This is a genomic window from Pseudarthrobacter chlorophenolicus A6 (assembly GCF_000022025.1).
Taxonomy (GTDB): domain Bacteria; phylum Actinomycetota; class Actinomycetes; order Actinomycetales; family Micrococcaceae; genus Arthrobacter; species Arthrobacter chlorophenolicus.
In genome coordinates, this window is the sequence record NC_011886.1 from 2,233,889 (window position 1) to 2,258,836 (window position 24,948).

Below are 24,948 nucleotides of genomic sequence, written 5' to 3' on the forward strand. Positions count from 1 at the left end.
GCGGACTCGACAAACCGGCTCCAAGGGCTTGGGGGCCCTTGCCCGGGACTCGGAGCGCCGCCTCTGCCATCCTCGGCAACCGGCATGTCAGACGGTCACCAGGGGCAGCAGCGCTTCAAGCATCTTGGGTCCCACGCCGTCCACAGCGTCCAGGTCCTCGACAGCGCTGAAGGGCCCGTGCTCTTTCCGCCAGTCGACAATCCGCTGGGCCAGGACGGGACCGACTTTCGGCAGGGCGTCCAGCTCCTCAACGCCGGCAGTGTTGATGTTGATCCTGGCACCGGCTCCGGCGGACCCGGGCGGCGCGGTACTTCCCTGACCCAGGGATCCTGCGCCGCCCGCCGCTGGCTGTTCGCCCTGCCGGGGAATGTGGATTTTCTGCCCGTCTTCAGCCGCGGCGGCGAGGTTGAGAAGGTCCAGGTCAGCGTCGGCAGCGGCACCGCCCGCAGCCGAGATGGCCTGATGGACCCGGCTCCCGGCCGGCAGGGTCACCACGCCGGGGGCCAGGACGGCTCCTGATACGTGGACCACCACGACATCCGCTGCCGACGTGGAGGGGTGGTCCGGGCCGGCACCACCTTCCCCCGCGCCCGGGGTGACCTGGCTATCCGTTGCTGCATCCGGCGCCGGGCCGCTTTCGCGGCTGACCGTATTCAACGGCAGGATCTCAGGACGTCCACCGGCGGTCTGCCACCAGAACAGGACACCGGCTGTGACGGCCAGAAGGCCGACCGCTACGGCGAGCCGCAGGCCCAGGCGCCAGCGGAGCGAAGGACCGGTGCCGGTCAGGTGTGGCGCCTCCCCGCCGCGCTCCGCCGTTTGCGGGTCTCCGGCAACCAAAGCACCGGCCGCGGCATCGCGGTACTCGAAACCCCCGCCGTCGACATCCCGGGCATGGTCATCGTCCAGCATCCCGCCGGACCCGCCACCCAGGGTTGCCTGCAGCCTGGCCCGGGCATGGCGAGCCCGCTGGCCTGCTGCTGCAGCATCCCGGCGTGACATAACTCAACGCTATGGAGCGGGCAGATCCGGCAACAGGCATGTCCGGGCCTATGTGGAAAGGCTCTCCGAAGAGGTGACCTCCTGGCCTACGATCACCGCAAGGACACCCAGTCCGGCATGGGCAGCCAGCACGGCGGGCAGCGAGCTGATCTGCGGCGCGGGGCAATGCGGCAACGCGGCAGAAAGCCGGACGGCAAGGCCTTCAGCTTCCTCCGGATTGCCAAAGTGGTGGACCGCCAGCCGGACACTGCCAACGGGACGGGCCTGGGCATCGGCGGCCACGATTTCCTCCAACCGCGCCACTGCCTTCGCCGCCGACCGCACCTTTTCCAGCGGGATGATCTTGCCCCCGTCCACTGCGAGGAGGGGCTTGATGGCCAGCATGGTTCCCCACAGCGAAGCGGCGGCGCCGATGCGGCCGCCACGGCGCAGTTGCTCCAGGCTGGGAACATAGAAATACACCTTGGTGCGCTCCGCCTGCGCCTCGGCCGCCGCGGCAACACTTGCCTGCCCGGCTCCCCCGGCGGCTGCCTCCACTGCGGCCTGCACAGCCATGCCCTGCGCCATGCCCACTGTCCGTGAGTCGATGACCTGCACGGGGATGCCCACGCGTTGGGCGGCCAGCCGGGCCGAGTCTGCCGTTCCGGAGAGGTCCGATGAGATGTGGACGGAAACCACGGACTGGTACCCCTGCTGCTGCAGCGACCGGTAAGCCTGTTCAAACTGCCCTGGCGAAGGGCGCGATGTTTTGACTTGGGTGCCCGCAGCCAGCGCCAGGGCGATGGTTTCCAGGATGTCGTCCTCGCCCTCACCGTATATTTCCGAACCCACCATGACGGGCATCGGCGTGACGGTGAGGAGGCTGTGCACCGGCAGGCCGCGGAGATAGCCCACCGGCAGCGCCGCCGCGGAATCGGTGACGACGGCGGTCCGCGGCACCGGCACGCCGGCACCGGATGCGGCTACCCCGGGCCTGGCTGCCGGACGCAGCGCGGAAAGACGGGCCCGGACCCATGGCCAGGGGGCGGCTTTACTGTCGGGCACATTGCCTCCTGGTGTCCTCGTACAGAGTCCGGAAAAGCCGGAACCGGCCACCCGGCGGGACGGGCGGCCGGTTCCGGCTTTAGTTGCAGCAGCGGCTAGGCCGGAACGATGTTGACCAGTTTAGGTGCCCGGACAATGACCGTGCGGATGCCGCGGCCGTCCAGCGCACGCTGCACGTTCTCCGAGGCCAGCGCCAGCTCGCGCAGGCTGTCCTCGGAAATGTCCGGAGAAATTTCCAGCCGGTCCCGGACTTTGCCCTGGACCTGGACCACAGCCGTGACGGTGTCCTGGACCAGCAGGGACGGATCGTGTGCCGGCCAGCCGGCGTTGGCCACGGACGCAGGGTGGCCCAGCACGTTCCACATGTCCTCCGCCGTGTAAGGGGCGAACAGGCTGAGGATCACGGCCACTGCTTCGGCCGCTTCTCGGACTGCGGGGTCCGCTCCCCCGGCCCCGGAGTCGATGGCCTTGCGGGTGGCATTAACGAGTTCCATCAGCTTGGCCACGACGACGTTGAACTTGTTGGCGTCGAGCAGTTCGGCAGCGTCGGCGATGGTGCGGTGCGTGACGGAACGCAGCCCGCGGTCGCCGGCGCTGGCTTCGGTACCGGGGGAACTGGTCACATCCTGGGCCAGGCGCCATGCACGGGCAAGGAACTTCGCCGATCCGGACGGGGAGACATCTGCCCAGTCCACATCGTCCTCAGGCGGGGACGCGAACACCATGGTCAGGCGGACGGCATCGACGCCGTACTTGTCCAGCTGCTCGCCGAGGTCCACCCCGTTGCCCAGGGACTTGCTCATGGCTTTGCCGCCGTTGAGCACCTGCCCCTGGTTGAGGAGGGCGCTGAAGGGCTCACTGGCTTCAATCAGGCCGAGATCGTTGATGACCTTGGTGAAGAAGCGGGCGTACAGCAGGTGGAGGATGGCGTGCTCCACGCCGCCCACGTACTGCCCCACCGGCATCCAGTCATTGATCTTGGCCGGATCGAACGGCCCCTCGGTGTAGTCCGGTGAGACGAAGCGCAGGAAGTACCAGGACGAATCCACGAACGTGTCCATGGTGTCAGTGTCGCGCTTGGCGGCACCGTGGCAGTTGGGGCACTCCACATTGACCCAGTCTTCGGCCGCGGCCAGGGGCGAAGTGCCCTTGGGTGCCAGGTCCTCGCCGCGCAGGTCCGACGGCAGGGTGACGGGCAGCTGCTCGTCCGGTACCGGAACTTCTCCACAGGATGGGCAGTGGATGATGGGGATGGGTGTGCCCCAGAACCGCTGGCGGCTGAGCAGCCAGTCACGGAGCCGGAAGTTCACGAACTTCTCGCCGGTGCCCTGGCGCTCCAGGATGGCGATGGCCGCCGGAATGGCTTCGGCCTTGGGCAGGCCGTCCAGTTCGCCCGAATTGATCAGGGTGCCTTCTCCCGCGGTGGCGGTACCCGTGGCGGCAGGGTCTTCCTCGCCGGTGTCCAGGACGGCCCGGACCGGCAGGTCGAACGTCTTGGCGAAGTCCAGGTCGCGCTGGTCGTGGGCGGGCACGGCCATGATGGCTCCGGTGCCGTAGTCGGCGAGGACGTAGTCCGCAGCCCACACCGGCAGCTTCTCGCCGTTCAGCGGGTTGATGGCGTAGCGGCCGGTAAACACACCGGTCTTCTCCCGCTCGGTGGACTGCCGCTCAATCTCGGAAAGTGCCTTGACCGTCTCCCGGTATTCGTCCAGCGCTGCGGCGTGCTCATCGGTGACGAGCTCGACGGCGATCGGCGCGTCCGCGGCGACCACGAAGAACGTTGCGCCGTACAGGGTGTCCGGGCGCGTGGTGAAGACAGTCACGTCCTTGGCGGGCTTGCCGCCGTCGGCCTCAATGACGAAGTTGACGTGCGCACCTTCGGAGCGGCCGATCCAGTTCTTCTGCATTGCCAGGACCCGCTCAGGCCAGTGACCGCGGAGCTGTTCCATGTCGTCGAGCAGGCGGTCCGCGTAGTCGGTGATCTTGAAGTACCACTGGTTCAGCGACTTCTTGGTGACCACAGTGCCGCAACGTTCGCAGGCACCGTTGACCACCTGTTCGTTGGCCAGGACAGTCTGGTCCTTGGGGCACCAGTTGACCGGGGAGTTCTTCCGGTAAGCCAGGCCGCGCTCGTAGAAGCGCTTGAACAGCCACTGAGTCCAGCGGTAGTACTCAGGATCTGACGTGTGCAGCCGGCGGGACCAGTCTGCCGAGATGGCGTAGCGCTTGAAGGACGCCGCCTGGGTGTCGATGTTGGTGTAGGTCCACTCACTGGGGTGGGCGTTGCGCTTGATCGCGGCGTTCTCGGCCGGGAGGCCAAAGGAGTCCCAACCGATGGGGTGCAGCACGTCGAACCCCTGCTGGCGCAGGTAGCGGGCCACCACGTCGCCCATGGCGAAGGCCTCCGCGTGGCCCATGTGCAGGTCGCCGGAAGGGTAAGGGAACATGTCCAGCACGTAGCGCCGTTCCCGAGAGCCGTCGTCGGCCGGGGTGAAGACCTTGAGGTCCTCCCACACCTGCGGCCATCTGGCCTCCATCGCGGCAAAACTGTAGGTGCCCTCCTCGGGCCCGTCTGCCGCCACTGCTGCTGTTCCGGTGTCTGTCTCCGGCTGAACGCCCACTGCTGCCCTCTTCTGTTCTGTCTAGCCTAGTGTTCCGAAACGTCATATTCCGGCACGACGGCCTGATCCCTGCTTGCTGGTGTTCGCTGCCCGGAGGTACCCCAGACACACAAAAGCCCCTCGACATGGAGGGGCGGCCGCTCGGCAATCCGTAGTCGGGATACCGGGCGGCTAGCTAAGCACAAGGATCGCACGCATAGGACTACTCTAGCGCACCGGGAAACGCCTCACCGTAAGCCGCCACGAGCGGCTGAATCGGCCGGCACGGAAATACCGAGCTGTTGAGGGGGCCCGGGAGCGGCTTCGGGCGTCCGCGAAGCGGGCGGGGCCCCCTCAACAGTGAAGGCATCGGCTCGTAGGCCTACTTCACGTCCTCGTCGACCCAGTCCATGGACTTGGTGACCGCCTTGCGCCAGAGCCGCATCTGGCGTTCCTGCTCGGCCTGGTCCAGCTGGGGTTCCCAGCGCTTGTCCTCGGACCAGTTGGACGAGAGTTCGCCGAGGTCCTTCCAGAACCCGACGGCCAGCCCGGCCGCATATGCTGCACCCAAAGCTGTGGTCTCGATGACCTTCGGACGGATCACGGGAACGCCGAGGATGTCCGCCTGGAACTGCATCAGCGCGTCATTGGCGACCATGCCGCCGTCGACCTTCAACTCCGTCAGCGGAACACCGGAGTCCGCGTTGACGGCGTCCAGCACCTCACGGGTCTGGAACGCCGTTGACTCCAGCGCCGCCCGGGCAATGTGGTTCTTGTTGACGAACCTGGTGAGGCCAACAATCGCGCCGCGAGCATCCGGGCGCCAGTACGGCGCGAACAGGCCCGAGAACGCCGGGACGATGTAGACGCCGCCGTTGTCCTTGACGGAGGCAGCCAGGGTTTCGACCTCGGGGGCGCTGCTGATCATGCCCAGGTTGTCCCGCAGCCACTGGATCAGCGAACCCGTGACGGCGATTGAACCTTCCAGCGCGTAGTGGGGCTTGGCGTCGCCCAGCTTGTAGCCCACCGTGGTGAGCAGCCCGTTCTTCGAATGGACGATTTCCTCCCCGGTGTTGAAAATCAGGAAGCAGCCGGTGCCGTACGTGTTCTTGGCCTCGCCCGTTTCGAAGGCCGCCTGGCCGAAGGTGGCCGCCTGCTGGTCGCCCAGGATGCCCGCCACCGGGGTTTCACGCAGCAGTTGCGAGGTGTGGACAGTGCCGTACACCTCGGAGGACGACTTGATCTCCGGCATCATGCTGCGCGGAACACCGAAGATGCCGAGGATCTCCTCGTCCCACTGCAGGGTTTCCAGGTCCATGAAAAGCGTCCGGGATGCGTTCGTGACGTCGGTGACGTGCACCCCGCCGTCCACGCCGCCGGTGAGGTTCCACAACACCCAGCAGTCGGTGTTGCCGAAGACCAGGTTGCCGGCCTCCGCCTTTTCGCGGGCGCCGTCCACGTTGTCCAGGATCCATTTGATTTTGGTGCCGGAGAAGTAAGTTGCCAGCGGCAGGCCCACCTTCTGTTTGAAGCGGTCACCGCCGCCGTCCTTGGACAGTTCGTCGACGATGTCCTGCGTCCGGGTGTCCTGCCACACGATGGCGTTGTACACGGGCTCGCCGGTGGTCTTGTCCCACACCACAGCGGTTTCACGCTGGTTGGTGATGCCGACGGCGGCGATGTCGTGCCGCGTCAGGTTCGCCTTGGACAGGGCGGAGGCAATGACCTCACGGGTGTTGTTCCAGATTTCCGCGGCATCGTGCTCCACCCATCCTGCTTTGGGGAAGATCTGCTCGTGTTCCATCTGGCCCGAGGAGACAATGGCGCCGCTGTGGTCAAAGATGATGGCGCGCGTACTGGTGGTGCCCTGGTCAATGGCGATTACGTACTGGTTCATGGTGACGTCCTTGTCTGTTTGGTGGAAGGGTTGGCTCAGCTGTTCAGGCTGCTGCGGTGATGATGATGGGGGCAATCTTGGCTACGATGCCGCCGAGGGCACCGCCCACCAGGGGGCCCACGACGGGAATCCAGGAGTAGCTCCAGTCGCTGGAGCCCTTGCCCTTGATCGGGAGGAGGGCATGGGCGATGCGGGGGCCAAGGTCACGGGCCGGGTTGATGGCGTACCCGGTGGGGCCACCCAGGGATACGCCGATACCGACGACAAGCAGGGCAACAGCGAGCGGGCCGAGGCCGGACGGGGTGCCGCCGAACGTGAGGATGACGAAGACCAGCACAAAGGTGCCGATGATCTCCGTCACCAGGTTCCACGGGGTGGAGCGGATGGCCGGGCCGGTGGAGAAGACGCCGAGCTTGCTGGCAGCGGCTTCTTCCGTATCGAAGTGCTGCTTGTAGGCGAGCCAGCAGACCACAGCGCCAAGGAAGGCGCCCACCATCTCACCGGCGAAGTAGGTCAGCGTTGAAGCTACATCCACGGGGACATCGGGCGCGTACTCCGCCTTGCCGTTGATCAGCAGTCCGAGGGTCACGGCCGGGTTCAGGTGCGCTCCCGACTTGGCGGCGACGAAGACGCCGGCGAACACGGCGATGCCCCATCCCCACGTGACCATCAGGAATCCGCCGCTGTTGCCTTTCGTCCCCCGCAGGGCAACGTTTGCGACGACGCCGCAGCCCAGCAGGGTCAGCATCGCCGTCCCGAACACTTCGGATAAGAAAACAATTCCAAGAGACATCTTTGACTCCTCTTTATTTTGTTGTTGGCCCTTCGCGGGTTGAAGGGCCGTCGGGCCGGGACGGTTTTCGTCCCGGCTGGCAGCCCGGCCTAAGCGACCAGGCTGTGTGTTTCCACTCTGTGCAGCCGCTGCAGGACTTCCTGGGCGTGACTGATCTCAGCGCTCCGGGCGGCGGCGTCCCACTGCAGCGGACCGGACATGACCTCGGCCACCTCGTTCAGGAGTTCGCCGGTCACAAGTCCCCGAAAAGCCAGGGAGGTGCGCCGGATCAGCACGTCCACCAGGTGCCCTACCTGTTCGTGGGCTGCCATGAACTCCAGTTCGCGGACGCTCAGTTCGCGGGTTGAGTGCAGGAGCCGGTCCGGACCGGCGTCGAGGTATTCGATCACCGCTTCGGCGCGGGTGCCGTACCGGGTCAGGAGCCCGGCAGTGCGGTCCGCGTCCCGGCCGCGGCCCATGTGGGCCTTGAGCCACCGCTGCACTCCGGCGTCGTCCGCCGGGAACCCGGCGCCGCCGCCGATGGGCAGCTGCGCCGTGGAGATTTTGCGGTGCATGCCGAGCTCTGCCAGGACATCGTTGGTGAGGTGTTCGGCCAGGGCACGGAAAGTGGTCCATTTGCCGCCCACCAGGCTGAGTACGACGGCGCCGGTCCCCGTGGGTGCCGGGCGGCGGGTTTCGATGCGGTAGTCACGGGAGACGAAGCCCGGCTGGGTGGCATCGTGCCTGGGCAGGGGGCGCACTCCCGAGAAGGTGTAGACAATCTGGTTCCGAGTGACAGGGATTTTCGGGAAGACGTGCCCCACCAGGTCGAAGAAGTAGTCAATTTCCTCATCGGTGCAGACCGAGTCCTGTGACATGTCGGCGTCGACGTCGGTGGTGCCGACCAGCACCCGGTCACCCATCGGGTAGATGAGGACGATGCGGCCGTCAGTGTGTTCGAAGAAGATTTCCCGGCCCCGGCAGGCAGCGAGCAGTTCGGGAGAGTCGAGCACAATGTGGGAGCCCTTCGTGCCGCCCATGAACCGCGACGCGGTGCCCATCGCTTCGTTGGTCAGGTCCACCCAAGCGCCGGTGGTGTTCACGATGACGTCGGCGGTGAAGTCGAACTCCTCCCCCGTCAGCTCGTCGCGCAACCGGACGGTGCCGCCCTTGCCGGTGCCGGGGTTGGGGCGGGAGGTCATGGACTGCAGGGAAAGGTAGTTGCTGGCACGTGCGCTGCTTCCCTGGCCGGCAGCTGCCCCCGGAGCCGACTGGCCCGCCTTCTCGCCGTCCTGCAGCACATCCAGGGTGAGTCGCTCGGGGTTGTGCACCGAGGCGTCGAAGTAGGTGGCCGCGTATTTGACGTCGGGACGAAGGTCCGGCAGTTCTGCGAGGGCCCGCTTGTGTCCACGGAACTGGTGGCGCGGAACACTGCCGCCGTCCCTGGAGAAGGAGTCGTAGAGGCTCAGCCCCAGCTTGATGAGGAAGGCCCCGCGCTCCTTCGGCTTGCCCTGCTGTTTGTGCGTCAGGAACCGCAACGGCGCCGAAAGGATGCCGGAGAAGGTGCTGAAGATGGGAATGGTGGTCTGCAGCGGCTTGACGTAGTGGGGTGCGATCCGCAGCAGCCTGTTGCGTTCAACCACTGACTCGCGGACAAGCCTGAACTCGCCGTTTTCCAGGTAGCGGATGCCGCCGTGGATCATGTGGGACGACGCTCCGCTGGCGCCCTGGCAGTAGTCGCCGCGTTCCACGAGGGCGACGTCAACGCCCTGCAGCGCGAGGTCCCGGAAGGTCCCGACGCCGTTGATGCCTCCGCCCACCACCAGCACTTTCGCGTGCGGCCGGAGCCTGAGGTTATGGACGGAATTGCGTTCCGCTGCCGGCTTTGGCGCGGGTGCTGCAGATGGTTGGACAGTTGGATCCTTGGGTCCCAAAACGACTCCCTTGGGCTTTGCGTGCATGGTGCGTCCGCGCCGTGGATGCGGCGCTGTATGCACCATTCTTTGGAGTAATGGAAAATGGAGTCAAGCACTATGCACAAATGTGCAGATCGGACTGGAAATGGCCGCCTCCCGGCATGCAGACGCGCTCCGCGCTGCACAAATGTATTACCTGCAGGACCTCACCATGGATGCGATAGCGCGCGAACTCCGGACGTCCCGTTCCACGGTGTCGCGGCTGCTCTCGGCTGCCCGCGACTCCGGCCTGGTGCAGGTGCAGATCCGTAACCCACTCGATACCGGCCCCGAGCTGGAGGGCATGATCCGCAGGCGGTTCAACGTCGACGTCCATGTGGTCCCTGTCCTGGAAACGCTGAACGAAGCGGAAACCCTTGACCGCGTAGCCATCCAGGCTGCGCGCACCATTGGTCCGCTGGTGGACTCCAACGCCATCATCGGGGTCGCCTGGGGATCCACCCTTAGCGCCGTAAGCCGGCACCTGACCAGGAAGATCACGCATGACAGCGTCATCGTGCAACTGAACGGCGCGGGCAACATGCACACCACCGGCATAACGTACGCCAGCGACATCATGCGCAGGTTCGGCAGCGCCTACGGTGCCCGCGTGGAGCAGTTCCCGGTACCCGCCTTCTTCGACCATGCCGCCACCAAGACCGCCATGTGGAATGAACGCAGCGTGCAGCGCATCCTCGAGCTGCAGGCCAAAATGAGCATCGCCATCTTCGGTGTGGGCTCCGTCAACGCCGACTACCCCAGCCACGTCTATGCGGGCGGCTACCTCGATGAAGCCGACCTCAACATCCTCGCAACGTCCGACGTGGTGGGCGACGTGGCCACGGTGTTCTTCCGCAGTGACGGCTCCTCCGACGGGATCATCCTGAACGAACGCTCCACGGGGCCGGGCCTCGCCCAGCTCAGACAGGTCCGCCGAAGGATCTGCGTGGTGTCCGGAGTGTCCAAGATCAACGGCCTGCGCGGCGCCCTGGCAGCCAACCTGGCCACAGACCTGATCCTGGATGAGGCCACCGCGCGCCGCCTGGTGGATTTCGAAAGCCTGGCCCCGCGCAATGGGTAGAGTCGGAACCATGAAAACCTCACCGCGGCTGAGCCTGAACAACGGCGTGCTGATCAACCAGCTCGGGTTCGGGCTCTACAAGGTGCCCCCCGCCGACGCCGCAGGGCTGGTACAGACCGCGCTCGCCGCCGGCTACCGCCACTTTGATACAGCTGCCATGTACGGCAACGAAACAGGCGTGGCCCGGGGCATCAGCGCCCAGCTCGGCTCCCCGTCCGCGGGAACCGGCGGAGGATCCGGGGAACTGTTTCCGGGGATCTCCCGGGAAGACATCTTCGTCACCACGAAACTCTGGAACGATCACCATGGCTACGACGCAGCGCTGCGCGCCTTCGACGACTCCATGGTCAACCTGGGCCTGGACTACGTGGACCTTTACCTCATCCACTGGCCCTGCCCGCGCAAGAGTCTCTTTCCGGAAACCTACCGTGCCCTCGAAACTCTGTACCGCGAAGGCAGGGTGCGGGCCATCGGCGTCAGCAACTTCCAACCGGCCCACCTGGACCGGCTCCTGCAGACGGCCGAAGTGGTGCCCGCCGTCAACCAGATCGAACTCCACCCCTGGCTCCAGCAGGAGGAACTCCGCCGCAAGCACACGGAACTCGGCATCCTGACCGAAGCATGGAGCCCCCTGGGCCGCGGCCAGGTCCTCGCCGATCCCGTCATCCAGGCGTGCGCTGCCGAGCACCGGCGGACCCCGGCGCAGGTCATCCTCCGCTGGCACATGCAACTGGGCCACGTCGCCATCCCGAAGGCCAGCTCCGAGGCACGCATCCGGGAGAACCTTGATGTCTTCGGGTTTGAGCTGTCACCCAGGGACATGGCGGCGCTCGCAGGCCTGGACCGCGGGCACCGGACCGGCTCCCACCCGGATAACGTCAACTAGGACCGCCCATGAACACAACACACCCCGGCTCCGGCACGCCCGGCTTCATCAGCGCGGACCTGGCAGCCCGCACCACCGCGAGGACGATGGACCTGGACGGCGCGTCCGTTGCCTACTGGACCTACGAGCCGGTGCAGGTGCAGCCCGGAACGCGTACCATCCTGGTCATCCACGGATTCCGCGGCGACCACCACGGACTCCTGCGGGTTGCCGACGAGCTCCCCGACATGAGGATCATCATGCCGGACCTGCCCGGCTTCGGCAGTTCCGCGGCCTTCCCGTCCGGGGCCCACTCGGTGGAACAGTATGGCGGGTTCATCACAGCGTTCATGGAGGCACTGTCCCTCGGGCCGGATACCGTTCTGCTGGGGCACTCGTTCGGATCCATCGTCGCCTCGCACTTCGCCGCCCGCCACCCGGGGGCCGTGAACCCGCTCATCCTGGTCAATCCCATCGCTGCCCCGGCTCTTGAAGGTCCCAAAGGAATCATGACCAGGCTGGCGGTCCTCTACTACCGGATGGCCGCCCACCTTCCCAACAGGGCCGGCCAGGCGCTGCTCCGCAACCCGCTGATTGTCCGGATCATGAGTGAAACCATGGCCAAGACCGGGGACAGGGAGCTCCGCGCCTTCATCCACGGCCAGCACCACGCCTACTTCAGTTCCTTCGCGGACAGGGACAGCCTGCTGGAGTCCTTCACGGCCTCGGTCAGCCACCACGTCAGCGAAGTGGCCGCCGGCCTGAAACTTCCCGTACTGCTGATCGCCGGGGAAAAAGACGAGATTGCCACCCTGCCGGACCAGCACAAACTCCTGGCGCTCCTGCCTGACGGGGAACTCAAAGTGATCCCCGGCGTCGGGCACCTGATCCACTACGAGACGCCGGAACCGGCCGCCCGCCATATCCGAACCTTCCTGAAGGACCACCCCGCGTGAAGATCGTCATCGACGCCCGCTTTACCCGTACCGACCACCATGACGGCATCAGCCGCTACGGCGCCAGCCTGATAGCGGCCACGGCGAAGATCGCAGACGTCAGCATGCTGATATCGGACAAACGGCAACTGGCCTTACTGCCGGACGTTCCCTACACCCTCATCAACAGTCCGCTCTCGCCGCTGGAACTGTTCGTCGCGCGCAAGGTGAATCCGCTCAACGCCGATGTGGTGGTCTGTCCCATGCAGACCATGGGAACCTGGGGACGCAAGTACGGACTGGTGCTGACGCTGCACGACCTGATCTACTACGAACACCCCGCTCCGCCCGGGTTCCTCCCCGCGCCGGTGCGGCTGCTGTGGCGGCTTTACCACAAGGCCTACTGGCCTCAGCGGGTGCTCCTCAACCGGGCCGACACCGTGGCCACCATCAGCCGGACCACGGAAGCCCTGATCGCCAAGTACCGGCTGACCCGGCGCCCGGTGCGGATCATCAGCAACGCGCCCCAGCCTGCGCAGGAACCCCGCAGCCCCGGGGACGGCGCCGAAAAGACCATCGTCTACATGGGTTCATTCATGCCCTACAAGAACGTGGAAACGATGCTGGCCGGGATGGCCGGCCTGCCAGGTTACACCCTGCACCTGCTGAGCCGGATCACGCCCGAGCGGCGGGCAGAGCTGGAACTGCTGGTCCCGGCCGGAGCCTCCGTGGTCTTCCACAACGGGGTGACGGACGCGGAGTACGACTCATACCTGCGTACGGCGACTGCCCTGGTGAGCCTGTCCCGCGCCGAAGGCTACGGCCTTCCGCTCGTGGAAGCCATGGCTTTGGGGACACCCGTGGTTGCCAGCGACATTCCGATCTTCCGGGAAGTGGGCGGCGACGCTGCCACCTACGTCGATCCCGCTTCGCCCTCCCAGTTCTCGGCGGCCGTGGCCCGCCTGCAGGATGACGAACACTGGCAGGAGATCTCCCGGCTGTCCGTCATCCGCGCCAACGAATTCACCTGGGACGAATCAGCGCGCCAGCTGATGGACGCGGCCCGTGAAATCGTGGCGAAACGGCGCCGGTAGCAACCTCCCGCCGCGGAGCCACCTCTGCTAGAGGACGTCCACGCCGTCAAGGCGGAGCTGGAAGGGATCGAAGGCCCGTTTGGCAGCGACCGCAGAGCGCGTAGCGCGCAGGACACGGACGACCGCGGCGGCCTGGCTGTAGCCGAAGAACAGCAGGGTCCGGACGTCCTCGCCGGAGCGGCCCGCTGCCGGAGGTCCGGCCAGCAGTACCGGGGCAGGACCTGCCAGGCGCAGGTGGATGCCGGAGCCCGCCAGGTCTGCCGAGACTGCCCCGGTGAAGTGTTCGACGGCGGCACGCGGGCCGGTAACGGACGCGATCCGGACGGACGGGGGAAGCTGGAGTTCCGCCCGCAGCGACAATTCCCGCTGGGCGTAGCCCGCCGGATCCCAGCGCAGTAGTGCACCCACCGCAGCCGTGTCCCCTGCAGTAATGACGGCCAGTCCGCGCTCGGATGCGGGACGAACCAGGGCTGCGGCGTTGAACCACCGCCGGACGGTGTCCTCGCCGGCGCGGAGGGTTTCGCGGCGAAGCAACGAATCACCATCCAGCAGCAGTGCTGCGGCGTAGCCTCCCTCGGCCACCGGTTCAGCTCCCACAGTGGCCACCACCAGTGCCTTGCCGGAGCCGACTGCGGCCTTCACATGATCGCCGGAGGAGGTCACCACCGTGGTGCCGGGAAAGGCACGGCCCAGCTCCTCCGCCGTCCGCAGCACGCCAGTGGCGCCCTTGCGAAGCCGTCGCCCGGTGCAATGCACGCACCGCCAGTCCGGTGCCGGCGTGGAACACCAGCGGCACTGCGGAATGGCCGAGCTTCCGCCCAGGGCCAGCGGCCCCTGGCAGGTGCCGCACCGTGCAGGTTCGCGGCACGAATCGCATACCAGTGACGGTGCATAGCCGGCCCGTGCCACCTGGATCAGGACTGGCCCCCGTTCGAGTCCTTCCTTGGCGGCCCGCCACGCGGCACCGGGGAGGCGTGCGATCCGTGCGAGGGGGTCGCGTTCCTGTTCGAAGCTGTCCGCGGTATTGAGGACCCGCGGTACCGTGCGCCTGACAGCCTGCCGGTCAGGTTCGACGGGCAGGGCCCAGCCGGCGTCAACCAGCCTCTGCACCTCGGTACTCCGGGCATGGCCGGCGAGGAGGCAGGCCGTACCTTCCTGTTCGGCGCGCAGGAGCAGAACCTCGCGGGTGTGGGCGTACGGGGCGCGCTGATCAATGTGGAGATCGTCGCCGTCGTCCCAGCAAGCCACCAGGCCCAGGTTGGCCACCGGCGCGAACGCTGCCGATCTGGTGCCGATGGCAACCCGGGCAGTGCCGGCCAGGAGCCGCAGGAAGTTCCGGTACCGCGGTGTGGGCCCGTCGTCGGCCGTGAGCCTGGCTACCGCCTCCGCCGGAATCAGTGCCGTGAGCGCCTGCTCCAGCCGGTCCAGGTCGCGGTAGTCCGGTACCACCACCACTGCTCCGCGCCCGGCGGCATACGTGGCGGCCACGGCCTCTGCCAGCAGCTGGGGCCAGCCGGACGGGCCGTAGCCCTGAAGCGGGTTGATGACGGCGCGGGGGGATCCTCCGGCCGAGAGGTGGCGGAGGAAAGCGACACCGTTGCGGTAGCCGGCCCAAGATGCGCCGGACGCGCTGTTCCCGTCTTCACCGCCTGCCGGCACGGGCGCGGCCTCCCCGGAACCGGAAAGATGCTCCTTTTCCAGCCTCGCCATGCGTGGCGGCACCGCAAGCCGAAGGACGTCGCTGACCGTTCCGGCATACCGGGCTGCAACGGCGTTGGCGAGCTCTGCCACAGCCGGGGTGAGCACGGGCACCGGGGAGACCACCTTCGCCAGCGGCACCAGCGTGTGGCCGGCGTCGGAAACGGAAATCCTGTCCATCAGGAAACCGTTGAGCTGTTGGCCGTTGAAGGGCACCTTGACGCGGACACCGGGCTTGGCTTCGGCGTCCACGGCTGCGGGGACGGCGTAGTCGAAGGGCCGGTCGAGGTGCGGCAGGGAGGATTCCACCAGGACCCGTGCCACCGGCAGGTGTTCTGCCAGGGGTATGCCCACCGTTTGGGTGCTGGCAGGGAAGCCCTGCAACAGCGAGGGCTGGACCGGCTCGCCGCCCGGAACGGAGGGAACCAGGGCGGCCTGTGCGGAGTCCTTGGCCATGGCGGCTACCTCCGTTCAGCTCCCGGGCGGAAAAGGCCAGCCAACCACGGCGCACCGACATCCGCGCAGCAAGTGCACGGCGGCGCGGTGCACCGCAGCCTGGAGGCTAGGCGTTGAAGTAGGCCTTCAGGTCGTCAACGCGGTCAAGGCGTTCCCAGGTGAAGTCGGGATCGTCCCGGCCGAAGTGTCCGTGCGCTGCCGTCTTGGCGTAGATGGGGCGCTTCAGGTCCAGGGCATCGATGATGGCCCGCGGGCGGAGATCGAAAATCTCGGCAATGGCGGCACTGATCCGTGCAGGGTCAACAGTCTCGGTACCGAATGTTTCAACGTACGTGCCTACGGGGCGGGCCTGGCCGATCGCGTACGCGATCTGGATCTCAGCGCGTTTGGCCAGTCCGGCGGCTACGACGTTCTTGGCGACCCACCGCATGGCATATGCGGCGGAACGGTCCACCTTGGACGGGTCCTTGCCGGAGAAAGCGCCGCCGCCGTGGCGGGCCATTCCACCGTACGTGTCGACGATGATCTTGCGGCCGGTCAGGCCGGCGTCACCCACGGGACCGCCAATGACGAATTCACCTGCGGGGTTGAGGATGTTGGCTGCCCGGGAAACATCGAGGTTGGCCGCCGCGAGGACGGGCTTGATGACCACCGAGGCGAGGTCGGCGCGAAGCTGTTCGAGGCTGGCGCCCTCGGCGTGCTGGCTGGAGATCACGACGGTTTCCACAGACACAGGCCTGTCGCGGTCGTAACCGACCGTCACCTGGGTCTTGCCGTCGGGGCGGAGGTAGGCCAGTTCACCGGACTTGCGGACTTCGGTGAGGCGTTCGGACAGGCGGTGCGCCAGCCAAATGGGTGTGGGCATGTAGGACGGGGTTTCGTCGCTGGCGTAGCCGAACATGATGCCCTGGTCGCCGGCGCCCTGGAGGTCGTAGTCGTCCTCCTGGCGTCCTTCGCGGGCTTCGAGGGAGTTGAACACTCCCCCGGCGATGTCATTGGACTGCTGGCCGATGGACACGGAGACGCCGCAGCGTGCGCCGTCGAAGCCGTTGGCGGACGAGTCGTAGCCGATGCCGAGGATGGTCTCCCGGACAATCTGCGGGATTTCGACGTAGGCGTCGGTGGTGACTTCACCGGCGACGTGCACCAGCCCGGTGGTGGCCATGGTTTCCACAGCTACGCGGGACTCCGGATCGGCCGCGAGGAGGGCGTCCAGGATGGCGTCACTGATCTGGTCGCAGATCTTGTCCGGGTGGCCTTCGGTGACGGACTCCGAGGTGAAGAGCCGAAGGGACGAGGGCGTAGCCCCGGAGGTCTGGTGAAGGTGCAGCGGTAAAGTCACTCAACTACCTTACTGGTTGGATCACGCGCGGCCGTCAGGGGACGTCGCGGGATGTCACGGTACTAAGCAAACGTGGTACTAAACACGTCAGGCCCGGTGCGACACCTGGTTCAGTTCGAAACCGATGCGGCTGATGATCGCCGCGGAAACGTCTGCCTTGGTGCCGGAGGCCTCCTGGGGTTCGGAGCCGGAACGGGCCAGGATGACCACCGAGTTGGTGTCCTTACCGAAGACCTTGTCCGAGCCGACATGGTTGACCACCAGCAGGTCGCAGCCCTTGCGCTGGAGTTTGGCCTCCGCGTAGGCACGGACATCGCCGTGTTCGTCACCCGTTTCGGCAGCAAAGCCCACAATGAGCTGGCGGTCAGCCGCAGGCCCGGTGACGCCCTGGTTTCGGCGCTCGACGAGCTCCTGCAGGATGTCCGGGTTGCGGACCAGGGTGATGACGGGATCTGCAGTGTCGTCGCGTTTCTTGATTTTGGTGTCCGAAATTTCCGCGGGGCGGAAGTCTGCCACAGCGGCGGACATGATGACGACGTCGGAATCAGCGGCGGCCGCCAGTGCGGCTTCGCGCAGCTGCAGGGCAGTTTCGACGTTGACCACTTCGACGCCCGGGGGCGGCGGAACTTCCATGTGCGCTGCGAGCAGCCGTACGGTTGCGCCGGCGTTCCGTGCGGCGATGGCCAGGGCAACGCCCTGCTTGCCGGAGGACCGGTTGCCCAGGAAGCGGACGGGGTCCAGCGGTTCGCGCGTTCCGCCGGCGCTGATGGTGACGGTCTTGCCTGCCAGCGGAAGCTGGAAGTCGGTTTGTCCGTGGACCAGGGCCATGGCGGCGTCGAAGATGGCGTCAGGTTCGGGCAGCCGTCCCGGCCCGGAATCGGAGCCCGTGAGCCTGCCGGAAGCCGGCTCCAGTACCGCCGCACCGCGTCCGCGGAGGGTTTCCACGTTGGCGCGCGTTGCGGGATGCTGCCACATCTCGGTGTGCATGGCGGGCGCGAAGAGCACGGGGCCGTGGGCCATCAGCAACGTGTTGGTGAGGAGGTCACCGGCCTGGCCCGTGGCCGCTTTGGCCAAGAGGTCGGCCGTGGCCGGGGCGATGACCACGAGGTCTGCCTCGTGGCCCAGCCGGACGTGGTTGACCTGGTGGACGTCGTCGAAGACGCTGTTGCTCACGGGGTTGCCGGAGAGTGCCTCCCAGGTGGCAGTCCCGACGAAGCGGGTTGCCGCCTCAGTGGGGATGACCGTGACATCGTGGCCGGCTTCAGTAAAAAGCCGGAGGAGCGATGCCACCTTGTAGGCGGCTATCCCTCCCCCGACTCCGAGGACTATGCGCACGTGACCTCCGTCAGCAGCACGTCATGCGGCAGGTTGTTACTCTGCGGCTTCGATCGGTGTGGATACCAGCTTGCCCTCGTTGATCTCGCGCAGCGCGATGGAGAGGGACTTCTCGTTCAGCTTGGTGTCTACCAGGGGGCCAACGTACTCGAAGAGTCCCTCGTGAAGCTGGGCGTAGTAGGCGTTGATCTGACGAGCGCGCTTGGCACCGAAAATCACCAGGCCGTACTTGGAGTCGGCTGCCTCGAGCAGCGAGTCGATCGGCGGGTTAATGATGCCTTCAAGGTTCGTGGACACGAATTCTCCAAAATTCTAGCGGGCTGACGGTTCCTGCAGGTGTGCATGAGGGGTCAGCCCCATGAGTGAAACAAGCTCGTCCGCTGCCCGGCGGACGTCGTCATTGATGACGGTGTGGTCGAACTCCGGTTCAGCAGCAAGTTCCAGTTTAGCGGTTTCCAGCCGGCGCTGCTGTTCTTCGGGGGTTTCTGTGCCGCGTCCCACGAGGCGGCGCACCATTTCGTCCCAGGTGGGCGGGGCGAGGAACACGAACTTCGCGTCCGGAACGGCTTCCTTGACCTGCCGCGCACCCTGGAGGTCGATTTCCAGCAGGACGGAGCGACCCTCTGCAATGGCCTCGTTCACGGTGCTCTTCAACGTGCCATAAGTGTTCTGGCCGTGCACGACGGCCCACTCGAGGAGTTCGCCCTCCGCGATGAGCCGTTCAAACTCTTCCGTGGACTTGAAGAAATAGTGAACGCCGTCCACTTCACCCGGGCGCGGGGCGCGGGTGGTTGCTGAGACAGAAAGCCAGACCTCAGGGTAGTTGTCGCGGATATAGGTGGATACGGTGCCTTTGCCAACAGCTGTCGGACCTGCGAGGACTGTCAGTCCGGGTTTCTTGCTCACGTATTCCTTTGCCGAGGTTTGGGGGTTTGGGGCGGGCCGGCGCCGGCCGCCCCTAATGTTCGTCTATAAAATCTACCAGCGCCCGCCGCTGGTGGACGCCGAGGCCCCGGACGCGGCGGGACGCGGCAATGCCCAGTTGTTCCATGATGGCGGCTGCCCGCACCTTGCCAATGCCCGGCAGCGCCTCCAGGAGTTCGGAAACCCGCATCCTCGCCAGGGCGTCGTCGGCGGCGGCCGAGTCGATGATGTCGGCTGCGGACCGTTTGCCGTTCTTGAGGCTTTCCTTGGCTGCCGCACGGGCAGCCCGTGCAGCCGCCGCCTTGCCCAAAGCCTCGGCCCGTTCCGACGCGGACAACGGTCGCAGTACCATGGCGCATACCCCCGGAATCGGCGGAATTTATCCAAGGGCGGCCGCCCTTGGACCTGTCCTGAAACTACCCTCTGGTGCTGGATGAATCAATGGATGGGCGCAAACCGGGGACTATTCCCGGCTCAGTCCTGGCGCAGGCCCGCCAAGGTCCGCTGTGCGGCTTCCCGCAATCCGCGGGGTTCCGGTCCCGCGGCCAGGATGTCCCGGCTGGAGGTGCCCAGGACCAGCGGATAGGCATCCCCGAAGGTGGCCCGCAGATCGGCCGGCGTTGCGCCCTGGGCCCCCAGCCCTGGGGCAAGGATGGGTCCCCGGACGGCTGCGAGGTCAAGGTCAAGGTCCGCCAGGGCGCTGCCCACGGTGGCGCCCACCACCAGGCCTACGGAGCCAAGGCTGCCTTGGTAGCGTTCGTTCTCGCGGGCCGCCGCGGATGTGATGCGGCGTGCCACCGAGTCTGCTCCCCCGACGTGCTGCACGGATGCGCCCTCCGGGTTGGAGGTCAGCGCCAGGACAAAGACGCCGCGCCCGGTCTCGGCCGCAAGGTCCAGCGCCGGGCGCAGGGACTCGAAGCCGAGGTAGGGGCTCAGGGTCACGGAGTCTGCCGCCAGCGGGGATTCGTCGCGGAGCCAGGCGTCAGCGTAAGCGGCCATCGTGGAACCGATGTCGCCTCGCTTGGCGTCGGCGATGGTCAGGACGGACTGGTCCCGCGACTCCGCCAGGACTTCCTCCAACACCGCCATGCCCGCGGAGCCGTGGCGCTCGAAGAGCGCCACCTGCGGCTTGACCGCGGCAGCGAGGGACGCCACCGCCTCCACCACGGTGAGTGAGAAGCGGCGCAGGCCCGCGACGTCGTCGGCCAATCCCCAGCTCTTCAGCAGTGCCGGGTGCGGGTCGATGCCCACGCACAGCGGGCCCCGCAAGGCCATGGCGGCGCCGAGCCGGGAGCCAAAGGACTCCCGGCCCTGCGCTTCAGCGTGCGCTGGTACCTGCTCAGGCATGCTGCAGGTCTGCCTTCGCGGCTGCGGCCTTCTGGGATTCGCCCAGGGCTGCAGCGTGTTCCTGGAGGCTGGTGACGGACCATTCGTAGGTGCGCATGGCCTCGATCGCCTGGACGGCTGCGTTGAACTCGGCCACCGTGGTGATGCAGGGAATCCCGATGGACGTTGCGGCCGCGCGGAGTTCGTAGCCGTCGCTGCGGGCTTCTCCACCGGAAGGCGTGTTGAAGACCATGTCGATCTCGCCTGCGACGACGAGGTCGGCGATGGTGCCTTCACCCTCGGCGCTGCTGCCTTCGGCAACCTTGCGCACGGGGGTGGCGGCGATGCCGTTGCGGCGCAGCACATCGGCGGTGCCGCCGGTGGAAACAATCTCGAAGCCGAGGTCGGAAAGCCGCTTGACGCCCATGATCACGGAGCGCTTGTCCCGGTTGGCTACGGAAACAAAGACCTTGCCCTCGGTGGGCAGGGCGTTGTTGGCGCCCGCCTGACTCTTGGCGAATGCGGTGTCGAAGTGCTTGTCGATGCCCATGACCTCGCCGGTGGAGCGCATCTCCGGTCCAAGCAGGGAATCCACGACTTTTCCTTCAGGAGTGCGGAACCGGCTGAACGGCAGCACCGCTTCCTTGACGGCCACGGGCGCGTCCAGGGGCAGGGTGGACCCGTCGCCGGTTTCGGGCAGCATCTTGTAGGCGGTGCGGAGCTGGTTGATGGTGACGCCGGTCCCGATCAGGGCGGCCGCCTTCGCCATCTGCACGCCCGTTGCCTTGGAGACGAACGGCACGGTGCGGGAGGCCCGCGGGTTGGCTTCGAGGACGTACAGGACGTCGGAGGCCAGCGCGAACTGGATGTTGATCAGGCCGCGGACGCCCACGCCCTCGGCGATGGCGCGGGTGGCCGTGCGGACGCGTTCGACGACGTTGCTCCCCAGCGTGATCGGCGGCAGGACACAGGCGGAGTCACCGGAGTGGATGCCGGCTTCCTCGATGTGCTCCATGATGCCGCCCAGGTACATGTCGGTGCCGTCGAAGAGGGCGTCGACGTCGATTTCGACGGCGTCTTCCAGGAAGCGGTCGATCAGGACCGGGTGGTCCGGGGTGATCTCGGTGGCGTTGGCGATGTAGCGGGACAGGTTGGGCTCGTCGTAGACAATCTCCATGCCGCGGCCGCCCAGGACGTAGGACGGGCGGACCAGTACGGGGTAGCCAATCTCGTCGGCGATCTTCTTGGCGTCCTCAAAGGAGACGGCCGTGCCGTTCTTCGGGGATACCAGGCCGGCCTTGTCCAGCACGCGGGAGAAGGCTCCGCGGTGTTCCGCGAGGTCGATGGCCTCCGGGGAGGTGCCGAGGATGGGCACGCCGGCGTCGGCCAGCTGCTGGGCCAGCTTCAGCGGGGTCTGGCCGCCGAGCTGCACAAAGACGCCCATGACGCCGCCGGTGCGTTCCTCGGCCGCGATGACTTCCAGCACGTCTTCGAGCGTCAGCGGCTCGAAGTAGAGGCGGGTGGAGACGTCGTAGTCCGTGGAGACGGTTTCCGGGTTGCAGTTGACCATGACCGTCTCGTAGCCGGCCTTGCGCAGCGCCATGGAGGCGTGGACGCAGGAGTAGTCGAACTCGATGCCCTGGCCGATGCGGTTGGGGCCCGAGCCGAGGATCAGGATGGACGGCTTGGAGTGCAGCGCAACCTCGTCCTCCTCGTCGTAGGCCGAGTAGTGGTACGGCGTGTAGGCGGCGAACTCAGCGGCGCAGGTGTCCACGGTCTTGTATACGGGGCGGATGCCCAGGGCCTGGCGGACACCGCGGACCACGGCCTCGGAGTTGTGCGTCAGGGCACCGATCTGCTCGTCGGAGAAGCCGTGGCGCTTGGCACGCTGCAGCATGTCGGTGGTGAGGGCGCCAGCCTGGCGGATCTCCCTGGAAACCTCGTTGAGCAACTCGAGCTGGTCCAGGAACCAGGGATCGATTTTGGTGGCTTCGAAAAGCTGTTCCACGGTTGCGCCGCCCAGCAGGGCGCGCTGCACCTGGTAGAGCCGGTCCGTGGTGGGGCGCTTGGCCTTCTCGATGAGCTCGGCCACTTCGTACTCCGGCACGGAGCTGAAGTCCAGCTGCGAACCCTTCTGCTCCAGGGAGCGGAGGGCCTTCTGCAGGGCTTCGGTGAAGTTGCGGCCCATGGCCATGGCTTCGCCCACCGACTTCATGGTGGTGGTGAGGGTGTTGTCCGCAGCCGGGAACTTCTCAAACGCGAAGCGGGGAACCTTGACCACAACGTAGTCGAGCGTCGGTTCGAAGGACGCCGGGGTCTTCTGGGTGATGTCGTTGGGGATTTCGTCCAGCGTGTAGCCCAGGGACAGCTTGGTGGCGATCTTGGCGATCGCGAACCCGGTGGCCTTCGACGCCAGGGCCGAGGAACGGGACACGCGGGGGTTCATTTCGATGACCACCACGCGGCCGGTGGCGGGGTCGATGGCGAACTGGATGTTGCAGCCGCCGGTGTCCACGCCCACTTCACGGATCACGGCGATGGAGACGTCGCGGAGCTTCTGGTACTCGCGGTCGGTCAGGGTCAGGGCCGGCGCCACGGTGATGGAGTCGCCGGTGTGCACGCCCACGGGGTCGAAGTTCTCGATGGAGCAGACGACAACCACGTTGTCGTTCTTGTCCCGCATCATCTCGAGTTCGTATTCCTTCCAGCCGAGGATGCTCTCCTCGAGCAGGACCTCGCTGGTGGGGCTGTACTGGAGGCCCTGGCCAACGATGCGGCGCAGGTCGTCCTCGTTGTACGCCAGGCCGGAGCCCAGGCCGCCCATGGTGAAGGAGGGGCGGACAACCATCGGGTAGCCAAGATCCTTGGCAGCTTCAAGGGCTTCGTCCATGGTGTGGATGATGTGGCTGCGCGCGGATTCGGCGCCGCAGCGTTCCACCACGCCCTTGAACTTTTCGCGGTCTTCGCCGAGCTCGATGGCGGCGATGTTCGCGCCGATCAGTTCCACGTTGTACTTCTCGAGCACGCCGTTCTTGTCCAGCGCAATGGCCGTGTTGAGCGCCGTCTGGCCGCCCAGGGTGGGCAGCACAGCGTCGGGGCGTTCTTTGGCGATGATCTTCTCCACCACCTCGGGGGTGATGGGTTCGATGTAGGTGGCGTCCGCGAACTCGGGGTCGGTCATGATGGTGGCCGGGTTGGAATTCACAAGGATGACGCGGAGGCCCTCCTCCTTCAGGACACGCAGTGCCTGGGTTCCGGAGTAGTCGAATTCGGCGGCCTGGCCGATGACGATCGGGCCGGAACCAATGACGAGGACGCTCTTGAGATCTGTACGTTTCGGCATTACTTCTTGTCCTCAGTCTTGGTGTCGGAGTTTTTCGGCGCGGCGGAGCCTTCAACAGGGTTATGGGCGGAGTCCACGCGATCCTTGGACTCGTTGGCGGTCTTTCCGTCCCGCGTGCCTTCCATCAGGTCGATGAAGCGGTCGAACAGGTACGCGGCATCGTGCGGACCGGCCGCGGCCTCAGGGTGGTACTGCACCGAGAAAGCCGGAATGTCGAGGCAGGCGAGGCCTTCCACGACGTCGTCGTTCAGGCTGACGTGGCTGACCTCCACCCGGCCGTAGCGCTCCTCCGGAGCCTGGGTGGCGCCGTCGAGCGGTGCGTCCACGGCAAAGCCGTGGTTCTGGGATGTGATTTCCACCTTGCCGGTGCGGCGGTCCATGACGGGCTGGTTGATGCCGCGGTGGCCGTAGCGGAGCTTGTAGGTGCCGAACCCGAGGGCGCGGCCCAGGATCTGGTTGCCGAAGCAGATGCCGAAGTAAGGCAGCTTCTCGTCCAGGACGGAGCGGAGCAGCTTGACCTGGGCGTCGGCGGTGGCGGGGTCGCCGGGTCCGTTGGACATGAAGAAGCCGTCCGGGTTGACCGCCTTGACATCGTCCAGGGTGGCGGTGGCAGGCAGGACGTGGACGCGCACGCCACGCTCGGCGAACCGGACGGGGGTCATGGCCTTGATGCCGAGGTCGATGGCGGCGATGCTGAACCGGGGTTCGGCGTCCCAGCCGTGGTCCTTGGGTTCCACCACGTAGGCTTCGTCAACGCTGACTTCCTCAGCGAGTCGGGCGCCTTCCATGGGGGCGCTGGCGAGGACGGCGTCCACCAGTTCCTTGTCCGATGCCCGTGCGGCGTCGCCGGAGAAGATGCCGGCGCGCATGGTCTTGTGTTCGCGGAGATGGCGGGTGATGGCACGGGTGTCCACGCCCTGGATCCCGACGATGCCCTGATCGACGAGCTCTTCGTCCAGGGAGCGCTCGGAGCGCCAGTTGGAGGGACGGCGGGCGGCGTCGCGGACGATGTAGCCGGCCACCCAGATGCGGCGCGATTCGGCATCTTCGCTGTTGACGCCGGTGTTGCCGATGTGCGGTGCGGTCTGGACCACCAGTTGCCGGGCGTAGGAGGGATCCGTGATGGTCTCCTGGTAGCCGGTCATGCCGGTGGCGAAGACGGCTTCGCCCAGGGCGGTTCCGGTGGCGCCGTAGCTGGTGCCGCGGAAGATGCGTCCGTCTTCGAGGACGAGCGCAGCGGGGGCTGCCGGGGTGGCGGTGGTTGAAGTCACTGTATTCG

General features: G+C 66.5%; 19 protein-coding genes. 4 read left to right on the top strand and 15 right to left on the bottom strand.

Annotated features, from left to right (window positions below):
- Positions 1 to 87 precede the first annotated feature (87 nt).
- The 6 genes from ACHL_RS09985 to ACHL_RS10010 form a co-directional block, all read right to left on the bottom strand.
- Positions 88 to 1,002, bottom strand: coding sequence for a ComEA family DNA-binding protein (locus ACHL_RS09985; protein WP_043793937.1), 915 nt, complete (start codon positions 1,000 to 1,002; stop codon positions 88 to 90).
- 48 nt (positions 1,003 to 1,050) lie between these two features.
- Entirely contained in the window at positions 1,051 to 2,046 is a 996-nt protein-coding gene (locus tag ACHL_RS09990; RefSeq protein ID WP_015937176.1) for a DegV family protein, read from the bottom strand.
- Positions 2,047 to 2,141: 95 nt separating this feature from the next.
- Positions 2,142 to 4,667 carry a leucine--tRNA ligase gene (gene leuS, locus ACHL_RS09995; RefSeq protein WP_015937177.1) on the bottom strand — a complete coding sequence of 842 codons (2,526 nt, stop codon included), beginning with the start codon at positions 4,665 to 4,667 and terminating at the stop codon, positions 2,142 to 2,144.
- 361 nt (positions 4,668 to 5,028) lie between these two features.
- Positions 5,029 to 6,543 (bottom strand): glycerol kinase GlpK, encoded by a 1,515-nt coding sequence (gene glpK, locus ACHL_RS10000; RefSeq protein WP_015937178.1) that lies wholly within the window; start codon positions 6,541 to 6,543, stop codon positions 5,029 to 5,031.
- A 43-nt stretch (positions 6,544 to 6,586) separates the two neighbouring features.
- Positions 6,587 to 7,336, bottom strand: a complete 750-nt coding sequence (locus ACHL_RS10005) for an MIP/aquaporin family protein (protein WP_015937179.1) — start codon at positions 7,334 to 7,336, stop codon at positions 6,587 to 6,589.
- 89 nt (positions 7,337 to 7,425) lie between these two features.
- A complete protein-coding gene (locus ACHL_RS10010) occupies positions 7,426 to 9,276 on the bottom strand; it encodes a glycerol-3-phosphate dehydrogenase/oxidase (protein WP_015937180.1) in 1,851 nt (616 codons plus the stop codon).
- A gap of 100 nt (positions 9,277 to 9,376) precedes the next feature.
- Here ACHL_RS10010 and ACHL_RS10015 point away from each other — a divergent pair, with 100 nt between their 5' ends.
- From ACHL_RS10015 to ACHL_RS10030, 4 genes are read left to right on the top strand one after another with little or no spacing between them, the layout of a single operon-like run.
- Positions 9,377 to 10,351, top strand: coding sequence for a sugar-binding transcriptional regulator (locus tag ACHL_RS10015; RefSeq protein ID WP_015937181.1), 975 nt, complete (start codon positions 9,377 to 9,379; stop codon positions 10,349 to 10,351).
- A gap of 10 nt (positions 10,352 to 10,361) precedes the next feature.
- Positions 10,362 to 11,237, top strand: coding sequence for an aldo/keto reductase (locus tag ACHL_RS10020; RefSeq protein ID WP_015937182.1), 876 nt, complete (start codon positions 10,362 to 10,364; stop codon positions 11,235 to 11,237).
- A gap of 8 nt (positions 11,238 to 11,245) precedes the next feature.
- A complete protein-coding gene (locus ACHL_RS10025) occupies positions 11,246 to 12,172 on the top strand; it encodes an alpha/beta fold hydrolase (protein WP_015937183.1) in 927 nt (308 codons plus the stop codon).
- Complete coding sequence (locus ACHL_RS10030; RefSeq protein ID WP_015937184.1) at positions 12,169 to 13,245, top strand: glycosyltransferase family 4 protein; 1,077 nt, start codon at positions 12,169 to 12,171, stop codon at positions 13,243 to 13,245. Before ACHL_RS10025 ends, ACHL_RS10030 begins: the two co-directional genes overlap by 4 nt.
- Before the next feature lie 27 nt (positions 13,246 to 13,272).
- Here the strand turns inward: ACHL_RS10030 and ACHL_RS10035 are convergent, their stop codons facing one another.
- The 9 genes from ACHL_RS10035 to carA form a co-directional block, all read right to left on the bottom strand.
- Complete coding sequence (locus ACHL_RS10035) at positions 13,273 to 15,399, bottom strand: primosomal protein N' (RefSeq protein ID WP_015937185.1); 2,127 nt, start codon at positions 15,397 to 15,399, stop codon at positions 13,273 to 13,275.
- A gap of 106 nt (positions 15,400 to 15,505) precedes the next feature.
- Positions 15,506 to 16,741 (bottom strand): methionine adenosyltransferase, encoded by a 1,236-nt coding sequence (gene metK / locus ACHL_RS10040; protein WP_015937186.1) that lies wholly within the window; start codon positions 16,739 to 16,741, stop codon positions 15,506 to 15,508.
- A gap of 87 nt (positions 16,742 to 16,828) precedes the next feature.
- Positions 16,829 to 18,076, bottom strand: a complete 1,248-nt coding sequence (gene coaBC, locus ACHL_RS10045) for a bifunctional phosphopantothenoylcysteine decarboxylase/phosphopantothenate--cysteine ligase CoaBC (protein WP_015937187.1) — start codon at positions 18,074 to 18,076, stop codon at positions 16,829 to 16,831.
- Positions 18,077 to 18,112: 36 nt separating this feature from the next.
- On the bottom strand, positions 18,113 to 18,373 hold the full coding sequence (gene rpoZ / locus ACHL_RS10050; RefSeq protein WP_003800778.1) for a DNA-directed RNA polymerase subunit omega: 261 nt from the start codon (positions 18,371 to 18,373) through the stop codon (positions 18,113 to 18,115).
- 15 nt (positions 18,374 to 18,388) lie between these two features.
- Positions 18,389 to 18,982 carry a guanylate kinase gene (gmk, locus tag ACHL_RS10055; protein ID WP_015937188.1) on the bottom strand — a complete coding sequence of 198 codons (594 nt, stop codon included), beginning with the start codon at positions 18,980 to 18,982 and terminating at the stop codon, positions 18,389 to 18,391.
- 52 nt (positions 18,983 to 19,034) lie between these two features.
- The gene (mihF, locus tag ACHL_RS10060) at positions 19,035 to 19,352 is read right to left on the bottom strand and encodes an integration host factor, actinobacterial type (protein ID WP_015937189.1); all 318 of its coding nucleotides are present in this window, start codon (positions 19,350 to 19,352) and stop codon (positions 19,035 to 19,037) included.
- Between the two features lie 122 nt (positions 19,353 to 19,474).
- Entirely contained in the window at positions 19,475 to 20,347 is an 873-nt protein-coding gene (gene pyrF, locus ACHL_RS10065) for an orotidine-5'-phosphate decarboxylase (protein ID WP_015937190.1), read from the bottom strand.
- Positions 20,340 to 23,669 carry a carbamoyl-phosphate synthase large subunit gene (gene carB, locus ACHL_RS10070; protein ID WP_015937191.1) on the bottom strand — a complete coding sequence of 1,110 codons (3,330 nt, stop codon included), beginning with the start codon at positions 23,667 to 23,669 and terminating at the stop codon, positions 20,340 to 20,342. The genes pyrF and carB overlap by 8 nt, the downstream gene beginning before the upstream one ends.
- Positions 23,669 to 24,940 (bottom strand): glutamine-hydrolyzing carbamoyl-phosphate synthase small subunit, encoded by a 1,272-nt coding sequence (gene carA / locus ACHL_RS10075; protein ID WP_171908912.1) that lies wholly within the window; start codon positions 24,938 to 24,940, stop codon positions 23,669 to 23,671. The genes carB and carA overlap by 1 nt, the downstream gene beginning before the upstream one ends.
- Between the last annotated feature and the right edge of the window lie 8 nt (positions 24,941 to 24,948).